The 14,797-nt window shown below is 73.5% G+C and carries 13 protein-coding genes; all 13 read left to right on the plus strand.

What is annotated here, in order from left to right; genetic code table 11:
- The first annotated feature begins 208 nt into the window (after window positions 1-208).
- Window positions 209-1,141: an ABC transporter ATP-binding protein gene (locus V6U89_RS09005; RefSeq protein WP_280838061.1), complete on the plus strand. Its 933-nt coding sequence runs from the start codon at window positions 209-211 to the stop codon at window positions 1,139-1,141.
- Window positions 1,142-1,206: 65 nt separating this feature from the next.
- Window positions 1,207-1,743 carry a hypothetical protein gene (locus tag V6U89_RS09010; RefSeq protein ID WP_334570267.1) on the plus strand — a complete coding sequence of 179 codons (537 nt, stop codon included), beginning with the start codon at window positions 1,207-1,209 and terminating at the stop codon, window positions 1,741-1,743.
- Between the two features lie 134 nt (window positions 1,744-1,877).
- Window positions 1,878-2,666 carry an ABC transporter permease gene (locus V6U89_RS09015; protein ID WP_154942545.1) on the plus strand — a complete coding sequence of 263 codons (789 nt, stop codon included), beginning with the start codon at window positions 1,878-1,880 and terminating at the stop codon, window positions 2,664-2,666.
- A gap of 9 nt (window positions 2,667-2,675) precedes the next feature.
- A complete protein-coding gene (locus tag V6U89_RS09020; RefSeq protein WP_334570268.1) occupies window positions 2,676-3,485 on the plus strand; it encodes an ABC transporter permease in 810 nt (269 codons plus the stop codon).
- A gap of 64 nt (window positions 3,486-3,549) precedes the next feature.
- Window positions 3,550-4,635 carry a YihY/virulence factor BrkB family protein gene (locus V6U89_RS09025; protein ID WP_334570269.1) on the plus strand — a complete coding sequence of 362 codons (1,086 nt, stop codon included), beginning with the start codon at window positions 3,550-3,552 and terminating at the stop codon, window positions 4,633-4,635.
- Window positions 4,636-4,847: 212 nt separating this feature from the next.
- Complete coding sequence (locus V6U89_RS09030; protein ID WP_334570270.1) at window positions 4,848-6,026, plus strand: ROK family protein; 1,179 nt, start codon at window positions 4,848-4,850, stop codon at window positions 6,024-6,026.
- A gap of 181 nt (window positions 6,027-6,207) precedes the next feature.
- On the plus strand, window positions 6,208-7,719 hold the full coding sequence (locus V6U89_RS09035) for a sugar ABC transporter ATP-binding protein (RefSeq protein ID WP_280838118.1): 1,512 nt from the start codon (window positions 6,208-6,210) through the stop codon (window positions 7,717-7,719).
- 31 nt (window positions 7,720-7,750) lie between these two features.
- Window positions 7,751-8,863: an ABC transporter permease gene (locus tag V6U89_RS09040; RefSeq protein ID WP_334570271.1), complete on the plus strand. Its 1,113-nt coding sequence runs from the start codon at window positions 7,751-7,753 to the stop codon at window positions 8,861-8,863.
- A 123-nt stretch (window positions 8,864-8,986) separates the two neighbouring features.
- A complete protein-coding gene (locus tag V6U89_RS09045; RefSeq protein ID WP_334570272.1) occupies window positions 8,987-10,039 on the plus strand; it encodes a substrate-binding domain-containing protein in 1,053 nt (350 codons plus the stop codon).
- A gap of 53 nt (window positions 10,040-10,092) precedes the next feature.
- The gene (locus V6U89_RS09050; protein WP_442933897.1) at window positions 10,093-11,268 is read left to right on the plus strand and encodes a Gfo/Idh/MocA family protein; all 1,176 of its coding nucleotides are present in this window, start codon (window positions 10,093-10,095) and stop codon (window positions 11,266-11,268) included.
- 509 nt (window positions 11,269-11,777) lie between these two features.
- Window positions 11,778-12,926, plus strand: coding sequence for an inositol-3-phosphate synthase (locus V6U89_RS09055; RefSeq protein ID WP_334570274.1), 1,149 nt, complete (start codon window positions 11,778-11,780; stop codon window positions 12,924-12,926).
- Window positions 12,927-13,002: 76 nt separating this feature from the next.
- Window positions 13,003-13,869 carry an SCO3242 family prenyltransferase gene (locus V6U89_RS09060; protein ID WP_334570275.1) on the plus strand — a complete coding sequence of 289 codons (867 nt, stop codon included), beginning with the start codon at window positions 13,003-13,005 and terminating at the stop codon, window positions 13,867-13,869.
- The gene (locus V6U89_RS09065) at window positions 13,866-14,783 is read left to right on the plus strand and encodes a sugar phosphate isomerase/epimerase family protein (RefSeq protein ID WP_334570276.1); all 918 of its coding nucleotides are present in this window, start codon (window positions 13,866-13,868) and stop codon (window positions 14,781-14,783) included. Before V6U89_RS09060 ends, V6U89_RS09065 begins: the two co-directional genes overlap by 4 nt.
- The last annotated feature ends 14 nt before the right edge of the window (window positions 14,784-14,797 follow it).

Consider the following 14,797-nt stretch of genomic DNA (forward strand, 5'->3'; position numbering starts at 1 on the left):
GCCGGAGGGCGTCCGAAAAGGATCTGTCCGGTATGGCCGGCATCGCCCCTCTGGTCCGCCGCGTTGACGGCCCGACGCCCCGGTGTACGAGCGCGTACCGGGCAGTGACTGTCCGTAGTGTCAACTACTCTGTGTCGCTGGATCCGAGCCGGCTGTGGCGGGCCGGAAACCCGTCGAGGGTGTCGGACGTCGCCGGTAGGGTCGGCCGGTGACCACTGCTCAACCACTCATCCAGGCTCGGGGGCTGGTGAAGCGGTTCGGCGACTTCACCGCCGTCGACGGCATCGACGTCGAGGTGCGCCCCGGCGAGGCGTTCGGCTTCCTCGGGCCGAACGGCGCCGGCAAGTCCTCCACCATGCGCATGATCGGCTGCATATCCCCGCCCAGCGGCGGCGAGCTGCGCATCCTCGGCATGGACCCGGTGCGCGACGGCCCCGCGATCCGGGCGCGGCTCGGCGTCTGCCCCCAGCTCGACAATCTCGACCCCGAGCTGACCGTCCGGGAGAACCTCACCACCTACGCCCGCTACTTCGGCGTACCCCGCGCGGTGGCCCGGGCGCGCGCCGCCGAGCTGCTCGACTTCGTGCAGCTCACCGAGCGGGCCGACAGCAAGGTCGAGCCGCTCTCCGGCGGCATGAAGCGTCGGCTGACCATCGCCCGCGCGCTGGTCAACGAGCCCGAGATCGTGCTGCTCGACGAGCCGACCACCGGGCTCGACCCGCAGGCCCGGCACCTGGTCTGGGAGCGGCTGTTCCGACTCAAGCAGCAGGGGGTGACGCTGGTGCTGACCACCCACTACATGGACGAGGCCGAGCAGCTCTGCGACCGCCTCGTGGTGATGGACGGCGGGCGGATCGTCGCCGAGGGCTCGCCCCGGGCGCTGATCCAGCGGCACTCCACCCGCGAGGTGGTGGAGCTGCGCTTCGCGGCCGAGTCGCAGGAGACGTTCGCCGGCAAGCTCGACGGGCTGGGGGAGCGGGTCGAGGTGCTGCCCGACCGGATCCTGCTCTACGTCACCGACGGGGACGCCGCCGTCGGCCAGGTGGAGGCGCGTGGCCTGACGCCGGCCAGCGTCCTGGTCCGGCGCAGCAGCCTGGAGGACGTCTTCCTGCACCTCACCGGCCGCACCCTGGTCGACTGACGGCCCTGGGCGGGGCCGCCCCGGCCGCTGCATAGCATCGGTGGTCGACGGGGGAGGAGTCCACGATGGATGCTGGATCGAGACGCCGGGCCGGGCTGACCGCGCTCTACCTGGGCGTGTTCGCCACGATCTGGTTCAGCGTGCCGGCGGCCGACCCGCCGCTGCGCGCCGCGCTCGTGGTGGCCAGCGGCCTGGCCCTGCTCACGGCGCTGCTCGGCGCGGTCGTCGTGGTCCGTACCGGGCGCGCGGCCGCCGCCCTGCCCCGCGACCGGGCCGCCGACCGCCGGTACGGCGTCATCGTCGCCGTCGAGTTCGCCGTGGCCGGGCTCGGTGCCCTCGCCCTGGCCGGGCTCGGCGGGTCGGAGTATGTCCCGGTCCTGGTCTGCGCGGTGGTCGGGCTGCACTTCGTGCCGCTGGCCCCGGTGCTGCGCGACCGGCTGCTGGTGCCGCTGGGCGTCACGCTGTGCCTGGTGGCGCTGGCCGGGCTGGTCGTCGCGCTCACCTCGTCGGTCCAGGCCGGCCTGGTCGTCGGCACCGGAGCCGGGCTGCTGCTCTGGGGCTACGCCGCGCGCGCGTTGCTCACCACGACCCGCACCGCCTGAACGGCGCCCCACGGCGGTCCACCGCGCTGGCTAAAGGGCGCGACACGTGGGGCGGCCGGCCGTAGGGTTGCCGCGGCCTGTCGTACCCCCGGGGTAGGAAGGCCGTGGTGGACGGCGGGTGAGAGGAGGTCCGGGTGAGCGTGGCGCAACGGCCCCCGTTGCCGAGGGTGCCGGCGCTGGCGGTGCTGGCGCACTACCTGACCGGCTACCGCCGCACCTGGCGGGCCGGGGTCTTCTCGTCCTTCCTGCTGCCGACGCTGACCGTGGTCGGCTTCGGCCTGGGCGTGGGCGCGTACGTCGACCAGGGCGTCGACGGGGTGCGTTACCTCGACTGGATCGTGCCCGGGCTGCTCGCCTCGACCGCGCTCCAGGTGACCATCGGCGAATCGACCTGGCCGGTGTTCAGCAACTTCCAGTGGATCAAGACCTACTCGGCGCAGACCGCGGCGCCGCTGCGGATCCGCGACATCCTCGCCGGCCACCTGGCCTTCGTGCTGTTCCGGGCGCTCACCGCCAGCGTCGCGTTCCTGCTGGTGACGGCGCTGTTCGGGGCGCTGCGTTCGGGCTGGGCGGTGGCCACCCTGCCGGTGGTGGCGCTGCTCTGCCTGGCGGTCGCCGCGCCGACCTTCGCGTACGCGGCGGTGGTGGACAGCGACAGCTGGCTGGCCATGCTGTTCCGGTTCGCGGTGATCCCGATGACGCTCTTCGCGGGGATCTTCTTCCCGGTCGAGTCGCTGCCCGGCGTGCTGCGCTGGCTGGCGTACGCGACTCCGCTCTGGCACGCCGTCGACCTGTGCCGGGCGGCGACGCTCGGCGTGGCCCCACAGTGGTCGGTCGCCGGCCACCTGCTCTACCTCGCGGCCTGGGCACTGGGTGGCTGGCTGCTGGCCGCCCGGCTCTTCCGTCGCCGGCTCGTGGTCTAGGAGGCTCGCGTGGTCACTCTCGTCCTGCCCCGGCTGCTCGACGTCTCCGGCACGTCCCGCCGGTCGGCCTCGGTGGTCGAGCGCAACGTGGCGGCGCTCAAGTCGGTCTACTGGCTGCTGCTGCTCTCCGGGTTCGTCGAGCCGGTGCTCTACCTGTTCTCCATCGGGGTCGGGGTGGGCCAGCTGATCGACGGGCTCACCCTGCCCGACGGCCGGGTGGTGGAGTACGCCGCGTTCGTCGCCCCGGCCATGCTCGCCTCCTCGGCGATGACCGGGGCGCTGGCCGAGACCACCTTCAACTTCTTCGGCAAGATGAAGTACCTCAAGCTCTACGACGGGATCATCGCCACCCCGGTGCGGCCCTTCGAGATCGCGCTCGGGGAGCTGGGGTGGGCGATGGTACGCGGCTCGGCCTACTCGGCGGCCTTCCTCGCGGTGATGGTGGCGATGGAGCTGACCTCCGTGGGGCGGGCGCTGCTGGCGTTCCCGGCGGCGGTGCTGGTCGGCTTCAGCTTCGGCGCGATCGGCATGGCGCTGGCCACCTTCATGCGCAGCTGGCAGGACTTCGACCTGATGGGCTCGGCGCAGTTCACCCTCTTCCTCTTCTCGGGCACCTTCGTGCCGGCCGAGGACTACCCGGCGCTGCTGCGCTGGCTGGTGGAGGTGACCCCGCTCTACCGCTCGGTGCACCTGATCCGGGAGATCTGTGTCGGCGGGTCCGGTTGGCTGTGGCTGCTGGACCTGCTCTACCTGCTGGCGCTGACCGCGCTCGGGCTGGCCGTGGCGTCCCGGCGGATGGTGGGCCTGCTCTACAAGTGATGGGTTAACGGCTGGCTTTCCCGGGGCATGTCGGGGGGACAACCGCTGACCACGAGGAGGGGCGATGGCCTCCGATGACACCTCCGCCCGGGCCGGGCGCGACCGCGACGACCAGAACACCGCGACCGCGGCCGGGTCCCGTTCGGGCGACCCGGGGGGCCGTAACCCGCGCCACAGCCGGCCGGTCGGTCCCGACGAGGGCCCGGAGAGCCCGGCCGAGCTGCCCGGCTCCGGCTGGATGGCGGCGCTGAAGCGCACCGTCAAGGAGTTCCAGGACGACAGCCTGACCGACTGGGCCGCCGCGCTGACCTACTACGGGGTGCTCTCCATCTTCCCCGGGCTGCTGGTGCTGATCTCCCTGCTCGGGCTGCTCGGCGACCGCGCCACCCAGGGGGTCAAGGACACCGTCAACCAGGCGGTGCCGGAGGAGAACATCCGGAAGATCATCGAGGGCGCCATCGAGCAGGCGGGAGCCTCAGGGGGGCTGGCCAGCATCGCCGCGATCGTCGGTCTGCTCGCGGCCTTCTGGTCCGCCTCCGGCTACATCGCCGCCTTCATGCGCGCCTCGAACACCATCTACGACGTGCCCGAGGGGCGGCCGATCTGGAAGACGCTGCCGATCCGGCTCGGGGTGACCGCGGTGATCGGCGTGATGCTGCTGGCCTGCGCGGTGATCGTGGTCTTCACCGGTGGCCTCGCCGAGCAGGCCGGTAGCGCGATCGGACTGGGCTCCACCGCGGTGACGGTGTGGAACATCGCCAAGTGGCCGGTGCTGCTGCTCCTGGTCAGCCTGATGTTCGCGATCCTCTACTGGGCCTCGCCGAACGCCCGGCACGGCGGCTTCCGCTGGGTCAGCCCGGGCGGCGTGCTGGCCGTCGTGATCTGGCTGGTGATCTCCGGCCTCTTCGCCCTGTACGTCAGCAACTTCGCGTCCTACAACAAGACCTACGGCGCGCTGGCCGGCGTGATCATCTTCCTGGTCTGGCTGTGGCTGAGCAACATCGCGATCCTGCTCGGCGCCGAGTTCGACGCGGAGCTGGAGCGTGGCCGGGCCATCTCGGCCGGCCACTCGCCCGACGAGGAGCCCTACGTCGAGCTGCGCGACGACCGCAAGCTCAAGAAGAAGCGCAACGCCGCCGGGGAGCGCTAGCCCCTCCGGCAGGCCCGAGGTCGACCCCGTCGCGCGTCCGGCGCGACGGGGTCGACCTTTTCTTGATCCACTAATAGCTTTTGTCCTAACGGACAAAAGTTGGCGGCGGATTGACCGAAGCTATGGACAGGAGGCACGGAAGGCTCCTACTGTGTCGGACACAACAACATCGACGTCACATCGATGTGAACCCCGACGCGGAGGTGGATCCCGTGCGGACGGTAGAACCCCTGCACCTACGGCTGTTGCGGCTGCTCCGCGACGCGGGGCCGGCCTCCCGGGCCGAGCTGGGCGACCGCCTCCAGATGCCTCGGCCCCGGCTGCTGGCCGAGCTGGAGCGGCTGGTCGGGCTCGGGCTGGTGGCCGAGGCGGGACTGGCCGCCTCCCGGGGCGGGCGCCGCTCGACCCTGGTCGAGCTGGACCCCCGGTTGCGTTTCGCCGCCGTCGACCTCGGCGCCAGCTCGATCGACGTCGAGGTGGTCAACGGCCGGCTGGAGCCGGTCGCCGCGTACGCCGAGCCGGCCGACATCCGCTCCGGCCCGAAGGTGATCCTGCACCGGGTCAATGAGCTGCTGCACAAGGCCCGGGTGGACGGGGCGTACGAGAAGCTGGACGGCGTCGGCGTGGGCGTGCCCGGGCCGGTGAGCTTCCGCGACGGGGTGCCCGTCTCGCCGCCCATCATGCCCGGCTGGGACCGGTTCCCCGTCCGTGAGCTGCTCACCCGCGAACACGGCTGCCCGGCGGTGGTCGACAACGACGTCAACATCATGGCGATCGGGGAACGGCACGGCGGGGTCGCCCACTCGATCGACGACTTCCTGTTCGTCAAGATCGGCACCGGCATAGGGTGCGGCATCTACCTCAGCGGCGAGGTCTACCGGGGCACCGACGGCTGTGCCGGCGACATCGGCCACATCCAGGTCGACGCGCACGGCGCGGTCTGCTCCTGCGGCAACGTCGGCTGCCTGGAGGCGGTCTTCAGCGGAGCGGCCCTGGCCCGCGAGGCCATCGCCGCCGCCCGGGCCGGCACCTCCCCGGCGCTCGCCGAACGGCTCGCCACCCGGGGCGTGGTCACCGCCCGGGACGTCGCCGAGGGGGCGGTCGAGGGCGACGTCGCCTGCATCCAGCTGATCCGGGATGGCGGCCGGCGGGTCGGCCAGGTGTTGGCCGGCCTGGTCAGCTTCACCAACCCCTCGATGATCGTGATCGGCGGCGGCCTGGCCCAGCTCGGCCACATCCTGCTCGCCGAGATCCGCAGCGTGGTCTACCGCCGGTCGCTGCCACTGGCCACCGGCAACCTGCCGGTCGTCCTGTCCGAGCTGGGCCCCCGCGCCGGCGTCGCCGGCGCCGCAGTCCTGGCCAGCGACGTCGCCTTCGGGGAGGCATCGTGAGCGCGAGGAGTGAGCCGGGCCTGCGAGCCCCGCAGTCGCGAACGGAAGACGCCATCGTGAGCGCGAGGAGTGAGCCGGGCCGGCGAGCCCCGCAGTCGCGAACTGAGGCGGCCCGGTGAGCGCGGCCGAGGGCGGGACGGCTCCGCTGGTCACCCCGCCCGCCGACACCGTCGCGGGCGAGGTGGTCCTGCGCCTGACGGACGTGGTGAAGACCTTCCCCGGCGTACGGGCGCTGGACGGGGTGCAACTGGAGGTGCGGGCGGGCGAGGTGCACTGCCTGCTCGGGCAGAACGGCGCCGGCAAGTCCACCCTGATCAAGGTGCTGGCCGGGGTGCACCGGCCGGACTCGGGGCACGTCGAGTGGCGCGGCCAGCCCGCCGCCTTCGCCGACCCGCAGGCCGCCATGCGCGCCGGGATCGCCACCATCTACCAGGAACTCGACCTGGTCGAGGACCTGTCGGTGGCGGAGAACGCCTTCCTCGGGCACGAGCCGCGCCGGCTCGGCTTCGTCCGGCGTGGGCAGATGGCCCGCCGTACCCGGGAGATCCTGAGCCGGCTCGGCCACGGCGAGATCCCGCCCGGCCGGATGGTCCGCGCCCTGCCGGCCGCCGGCAAGCAGGTGGTCAGCATGGCCCGGGCGCTCTCCCACGAGGCGCGACTGATCATCATGGACGAGCCGAGCGCGGTGCTGGCCCACGACGAGGTGGGCAACCTGTTCCGGATCATCCGGGAGCTCACCGCGCAGGGCATCGCGGTCATCTACATCTCGCACCGGTTGGAGGAGATCCGCGAGATCGGAGACCGGGTGACCGTACTCAAGGACGGCCGGACCACGGCGGCGAACCTGCCGGCCCGCGAGACCCCGACCCGCGACCTGGTCTCGAAGATGACCGGCCGCACCATCGAGTACGTCTTCCCGGACCGCCCGGCCGGCACCGACACCGGCGCGGAACTGCTGCGCGTCGACGGGCTCGGCCGCGCGGGCGAGTTCGCCGACGTCTCGCTGCGCGTGCGGGCCGGCGAGATCGTCGGCATCGCCGGCCTGGTCGGCTCCGGGCGCTCCGAGCTGCTGGAGACCATCTTCGGCGCCCGCCGCGCGGAGACCGGCACCGTCCACGTGGACGGCCGGGCGCTGCGCCCGGGCAGCGTCGGCGCGGCCGTTCGGGCCGGCATGGGGATGGCGCCCGAGGAGCGCAAGAGCCAGGCGCTGCTGCTCGGCGAGCCGATCCACCGCAACGTCACGCTGGCCACCTTCAGCCGGTACGCCCGCCTCGGGTTCACCGACGCCGGCCGCGAGCGCGACGAGGCGGAGCGGATCGCCGACCGCCTCCAGCTCCGGCCGCGGGACGTACGCCGCCCGGTGCGCACGCTCTCCGGCGGCAACCAGCAGAAGGTGGTGGTCGGGCGCTGGTTGCTGGGCGACACCCGGCTGCTGCTGCTCGACGAACCCACCCGCGGGGTGGACGTCGGCGCCCGGGCCGAGCTGTACCGGGTGATCCGCGACCTGGCCGCGCAGGGCGTCGGGGTGCTGCTGGTCTCCAGCGAGGTGCCCGAGGTGCTCGGCCTGGCCGACCGGGTGCTGGTCATGCGCGAGGGCCGGATGGTGCGCGAGGCGCCCGCCGGCGAACTGGACGAGAACACCGTGCTCGACCTCGTCATGGCGGGGTCCCTGATGGAAGGCGCGCCGGCATGAACGAGCGCACACAGCGGAGCGAGGTGGCGGCATGAGCGAGACCGCGACGCCGGAGAGCCGGGCGGAGCTGCCGGCGCAGTCCCCGCCGGTCGACCCGGCGGAGACGGCGGCGGCGACCAACAAGGCCGCCGCGCCGGGCCGGCTGTCCTGGTGGCACGGCGACGGCGGCGAGGGCGCGAAGCGCAACCTCGGTCTGATCGCGGTGCTGGTGGTGCTGGTCGTGATCGGCGCCGCCACCCGCTCGGACCTCTACTCGAACCCGGACTGGGTGTGGGACAACACCCTCACCATCCTCAAGCTGGCCTCGGTGGTCGGCGTGGTGACCGTCGGGATGACCTTCGTGATCATCGGTGGGGGCATCGACCTCTCCGTCGGCGCGATCGTCGCGCTCGCCGGGGTCTGGTGCACCACGGTCGCCACCCAGAGCTACGGCGCCGGCGGCATGATCTTCTCGGCGCTGGTCGTCGGGTTGGCGGTCGGCCTGGTCAACGGGGTGCTCATCTCGTACGGCCGGCTGGTTCCGTTCATCGCCACGCTGGCGATGCTGGTCGCGGCGCGCGGTCTGGCCGCGGAGATCTCCGACAAGCAGACCCAGGTCTCGAACAACACCTTCATCAACGGGATCGCCGCCAACAAACTGCTCGGCATCCCGCTGCTGGTCTACATCCTCGCCGCGGTCGTCGCGGCCGGCTGGGTGCTGCTCAACCGCACCACCTTCGGCCGGCGTACGGTCGCGGTCGGCGGCAACCCGGAGGCGGCCCGCCTGGCCGGCATCAACGTCCGGCGGCACACCGTGCTGCTGTACGCGCTGTCCGGGCTGTGCTGCGGCATCGCCGCCATCATGCTCACCGCCCAGGCCAACTCGGCCCAGGCGGCGATGGCCAACCTCTACGAGCTGGACGCGATCGCCGCCGCGATCATCGGTGGCACGCTGCTCAGCGGCGGGCGGGGGACGATCGTCGGCTCCCTGCTCGGCGTGATCATCTTCTCGACGATCACCAACCTCTTCGCCATCAACGGCCTCTCCACCGAGGCCCAGAACATGGTCAAGGGCGGCATCATCGTGGCGGCCGTCCTGGTCCAGCAGGTGCAGTTCCGTAGCCTCGCCCAGTTCCTCGGCCGCAACCGGGCCACCACCGCCTGACCGCCGCGGCGCGGTGACGCGCCGCCCTCCTCACGACACACCGCATCTCGGCGGCCACCTGACGACGGTGGCCGGGATCCGCACACCCACTTTCGCCCCATCACCGTCACTTTGGAGGTCGTCATGACCCAGCACAGTCGTGACCTGTCCCGCCGCCGGTTGCTGTTCGGCGGGGCCGCCGTCGGCGCCGGCGTGCTCCTCGCCGGTTGCACCAGCAACGAGACCGAGCCCACCGCCGCGCAGACCAAGGCCGCGGCGGCCGGCGGCAACGCCGAGCCGGGCAAGAAGGTGGTCCTCGGCTTCTCCGCCCCGGCCGCCGACCACGGCTGGATCGCCGCCATCACCAACAACGCCAAGGCGCAGGCCCAGGCGTACTCGGACGTGGAGTTCAAGTCCGTCGAGGCCGGCGCGGACGCGGCGGCGCAGCGGGCGGCGCTGTCCACGCTGATCTCGCAGAAGCCCGACGTCATCGTGCTGCTGCCGCACGACGGCAAGGAGCTCAACGCCTTCGGCCTGGAGGCGATGAAGGCCGGCATCCCGGTGGTCAACCTGGACCGGGCCTTCCCGGACGCCCGCGCCTACCGGCTCCAGATCAAGGGTGACAACTACGGCATGGGCGTGGCCGCGGCCACGTACATCGTCGAGCAGCTCAAGGCCAAGGGCGTGAGCAACCCGATCATCGGCGAGATCCCCGGCATCGACTCGCTGGAGCTGACCCAGGAGCGGTCGAAGGGCTTCGCCGACACCCTCGCGGCGAACGGTCTGCGGGTGGCCAACCGCCGACCGGCCGAGTTCACCGCCGACTCCGGCCAGCAGGCCGCGACCGGGCTGTTCCAGGCACTGCCGAAGATGGACGCCCTCTGGAACCACGACGACGACCAGGGCATCGGCGTCCTCGCGGCGGTCAACCAGGCCAACCGCAAGGAGTTCTTCATGGTCGGCGGCGCCGGCTCGAAGAAGGCGATGGAGGACATCCAGTCCGACAACACGGTGCTCAAGGCGACCGTCACCTACAGCCCGTCGATGGCCTCCTCGGCCATCTCGCTGGCCCGCCTGATCGGCCAGGGCAAGGGCATGTCCGACCTGGTGGAACTCCAGGTGCCCAAGGAGATCGTGCTCGCCTCCGAGACGATCACCAAGGAGAACGCGGGCAACTACCTCAAGCTCGGGTTCTGACACACGGGGGGAGACCCACCTTGTCCACACAGCACAGTGAACTGCGGGTCGGCATGGTCGGCTACGAGTTCATGGGCGCCGCGCACTCGCAGGCGTGGCGGACCGTGAACCGGGTGTTCGAGCTGCCGGCACGGGTCCGGATGGCGACGATCTGCGGCCGGGACGCCGGGAAGGTCGCCGCGGCGGCCGACCGGCTCGGCTGGGACGCGTACCGCACCGACTGGCGCGAGCTGGTCGCCTCGGCCGACATCGACGTGGTCGACATCTGCACGCCCGGGGACAGCCACGCCGAGATCGCGCTCGCCGCGCTCGCCGCCGGCAAGCACGTCATCTGCGAGAAGCCGCTGGCCAACACGGTGGCCGAGGCCCGGGAGATGACCGCAGCCGCGGCCACCGCCCAGGCCGCGGGGGTACGGTCGATGTGCGGGTTCAACTACCGCCGGGTGCCCGCGGTCGCCCTGATGCGGCAGCTCGTCGCCGAGGGCCGGCTCGGGGTGCTGCGGCACGTCCGGGCGGCGTACCTCCAGGACTGGATCGTCGACCCGCAGTTCCCACTGGTGTGGCGGTTGCAGAAGGACAGGGCGGGCTCCGGCGCGCTCGGTGACATCGGCGCGCACATCATCGACCTGACCCAGTACGTCACGGGCCAGCGGATCACCGGGGTCAGTGCGGTGACCGAGACGTTCGTCAAGGAACGGCCGTTGCCGGGCGGGTCGAGCGGCCTGGCCGCGCAGGCCGACGGCAACGGCCGGGCCACCGGTGCGGTCACCGTCGACGACGCGGCGGTCTTCGTCGCCCGGCTGGACGACGGGGCGCTGGCCACGTACGAGGCGAGCCGGTTCGCCACCGGTCGCAAGAACGCCCTCCGGGTGGAGATCAACGGGTCCCTCGGGACCGTGGCCTTCGACCTGGAACGCCTCAACGAACTGGAGTTCTACGACGCCACCCGGCCCACGGCCGAGCAGGGCTTCACCCGCATCCTGGTGACCGAGGCGGAGCATCCGTACCTGTCGGCCTGGTGGCCGCCGGGGCACATCATCGGCTACGAGCACTCCTTCACCCACCAGATGCGCGACTTCGTCGAGGCGGTCGCGACCGGCGCCGACCCGACGCCCTCCTTCGCCGACGCGTTGCAGGTCCAGCTGGTGCTGGACGCGGTGACCCGCTCGGCGGAGCTGGGCTCCCGGTGGACGGAGGTGGAGCCCGCGCTCGCCGCGATCGCCGTCTGACCAGGCCACCTCCGGCGCCGACCGGCGAGGACCCGACCGCGGTTGCGCCCCGCGGACGGGGACGGGATCGGCACCGGAGGGCGTGCCGCCCCGGCCACCACGGCCGGCGGTGCACGCGTACGACGGTCGTCCGGTGCGACCGGACCGGGATTCCCCGGCCGCACCGGAGGACCGCCACCACCGTCCCGGCGACCCGCAGCAGGCCCGGCCACCACCGGTCGGGCCCGGGCCGCCACCACCACACGTCCGGTCGCGGGGCGCGCCGCCGCCCGTCGACCGGATACGGGGGAGGCAGGGCCGAGACGCCGACCGACCCTGCCTGCCAGCCCCGTCCGCACGCCGTGCGGGGTACCGGGTCCGGCGTCGCGCCGCCGACGTCGCCGCCGCGGCCCGGCCCGCCCCGGACGTCCGGGCGGACGGGGCCCCGGCGGACCGGTGTCTTTCCACCGCACGATCTGATATTGATTCTGCTAAATGCAAGGGCGGTTCCTCCGGACGGAAGGAGCACCATGCGTACGGGTGTCTGGCTGGTGGGGGCGCGCGGTTCGGTCGCGACCACCAGCATCGTCGGCGGTCTCGCCCTGCGGGCCGGGCTCACCGCGCCGACCGGTTGCGTCACCGAGCTGCCCGCGCTGCGCGGGCCGGCCCTGCCCACCTTCGCCGACCTGTTCTTCGGCGGCCACGACCTGGCCACCACCCCGCTGACCAAGCGGGCCGAGACGCTCGCCGACGCGGGCGTGCTGCCCGGCCGGCTGGCCGCCACCCTCGCCGCCGAGCTGACCGCCGTCGAGGAGGACCTGCGACCCGCCCCCACCGGCGGCACCCAGGCCGACCGGGCCGCCGCCGTCGTCGCCGACCTCACCGCGTTCCGCCAACGGCACCGGCTGGACCGGGTGGTGGTGGTCGACGTCTCCGCCACCGAACCGGCCGCCCGGCCGCACCCCGGGCACGCCGACCCGGCCGCCCTGCGGGCCGCGCTCGCCGGCCCCGACGAGGTGCTGCCGCCCAGCTCGCTCTACGCGTACGCCGCCGTCGAGGCCGGCTGCCCGTACGTCGACTTCACCCCGTCCACCGGGCTGCGGCTGCCGGCGCTGGCCGAGCTGGCCGTCGCGCGCGGCCTGCCGTACGCCGGGCACGACGGCAAGACCGGGGAGACGCTGGTCAAGTCGGTGCTCGCGCCGATGTTCGCGATGCGGCACCTGGCCGTGCGCTCCTGGTCCGGGGTCAACCTGCTCGGCGGCGGCGACGGCGCCACCCTCGCCGACCCGGCCGCCAATGCCGCCAAGGTGAGCAGCAAGCAGCGCGTCCTCGGCGAGACCCTCGGCTACCTGCCGCAGGGCGGCACCCGCATCGAGTACGTCGAGGAGCTGGGCGACTTCAAGACCGCCTGGGACCTGATCACCTTCACCGGTTTCCTCGGCACCGGCATGCGGATGGAGTTCAGCTGGCACGGCTGCGACTCCGCGCTCGCCGCCCCGCTCGTGCTCGACCTGGCCCGGCTGACCGCCGCCGCGCACGCCGCCGGCCGGGTCGGCCCCCTGACCGACCTGGCGTTCTTCTTCAAGGACCCGCTCGGCTCACCCACCCACTCGCTGGCCGAGCAGTGGCAGCGGCTGGTCGAGTTCACCGGACGGCTGCACGCCGAGGCGACGGCATGAGCGAGCGCAGCGAGCGACTCATTCAGCGCAGCGCGGTGGAGCCTCATGGCGTGGCCGACCGAAGGGAGGCGACGGCATGAGCACGCTGGGTGACCTGGCCGAGCTGGTCCGGGCGCCGGCCGCGCTCTCCGTACCGGGCGACGTGGTCGCCGGCGCCGCCGCGGCCGGGGCGCTCGGTCCGCGTACCGCCGGGCTGGCCGGCGCGTCGGTGCTGCTCTACTGGGCCGGGATGGCCGCCAACGACTGGGCCGACCGCCGGCTGGACGCCGTCGAACGCCCCGAGCGGCCGATCCCCAGCGGCCGGGTGTCGCCCGCCGCCGCGCTCGGTCTCGCCGCCGGCCTCACCGCCGCCGGCCTGGGCCTGGCCGCCGTCACGGGCGGCCGGCGGGCCGCCGCCGTCGCGATCCCGCTCGCCGCGACGATCTGGGGGTACGACCTGGCGGCGAAGAACACCGCCGCCGGCCCGGCCGTGATGGCCGCCTGCCGGGGGCTGGACGTGCTGCTCGGCGCCACCGGCGGGCGGCCGGTCCGGGCGCTGCCGGCGGCGCTCACCGTCGCCGCGCACACCGTCACCGTCACCGTGCTCTCCCGGCGCGAGGTGGCCGGCGCGGACACCGCGCTGCCGCTGCGCACCCTCGCCGGCACCGCCCTGGTCGCGCTCGCCGCCGCCCGCCGGTCCGCGACCCCCATCACCCGCCCCGACTCCGCGCTGCCCGTCGCGCTGGCCGGCTGGTACGCCGCCCGGTACGGCGGGGCGCAGGCCCGGGTGGCGGCCGACCCGTCCGCCGGTCGGGTGGGCGCCGCGGTCGGCGCCGGGATCACCGGGCTGCCGGCGTTGCAGGGCGCGCTCACCGCCCGGGCCGGTGCCGGACTGCTCGGCCTGGCGGTGGCGGCCGCCGCGCCGCTGGGCCGCCGACTGGCCCGCAGGGTCTCCCCGACATGACCACCCCGCCGCCCCACCCGCCGGCGCCGCCGCCGCGGCCGACCCCCGAACCGGTCGGCCGGGAGCACCGGGCCGGGGCGGGGCCGCGGTTCGGCTACGGCACCAACGGCTTCGCCAACCACCGGCTGGACGACGCCCTCGCGGTCATCGCCGAGCTGGGCTACCAGGGCGTCGCGCTCACCCTCGACCACGACCACCTCGATCCGTTCGCGCCCGGGCTGGCCCGCCGGGTCGACGAGGTGGCCCGCCGGCTGGACTCGCTCGGCCTCGCCGTGGTCGTCGAGACCGGGGCCCGCTACCTGCTCGACCCCTGGCACAAGCACGCGCCGACGCTGCTGCACGACGAGCCGGCCCGCCGGATCGACTTCCTGACCCGGGCGGTCCGGATCGGCGCCGACCTCGGCGCGGAGGCGGTCTCCTTCTGGGCCGGCGTACGCCCCGACGCCGTACCGCCGGCCGTCGCCTGGGACCGGCTGGTCGCCGGCTGCGCCACGGTGCTCGACGCCGCGGACCGCGCCGGGGTGACCCTCGGCTTCGAGCCGGAACCCGGGATGCTCGTCGAGGACATCGCCGGCTGGCGGCGGCTCCGCCACGCCCTCGGCGATCCGACGCGCTTCGGCAGCACCCTCGACATCGGACACTGCCGCTGCCTGGAGCCGCGCCCGGTGCCCGAGTGCGTCCACCAGGTGGCCGCGCACCTGGTCAACGTGCAGATCGACGACATGCGCCGGGGCGTGCACGAACACCTGGAGTTCGGCACCGGTGAGATCGACTTCCCGCCGGTGCTGCGCGCCCTCGCCGACGCCGGCTACCGGGGGCTGGTGGCGGTGGAGCTGCCCCGGCACTCGCACGCCGCGCCCACCGTCGCCGCCCGGTCGCTGGACTTCCTGCGCGCCGCCGCCGAGGTGGCCTAGACACCGACCAGCAC

The sequence above is a fragment of the Micromonospora sp. CPCC 206171 genome, assembly GCF_036906755.1.
Taxonomy (GTDB): Bacteria; Actinomycetota; Actinomycetes; order Mycobacteriales; family Micromonosporaceae; genus Micromonospora; species Micromonospora purpureochromogenes.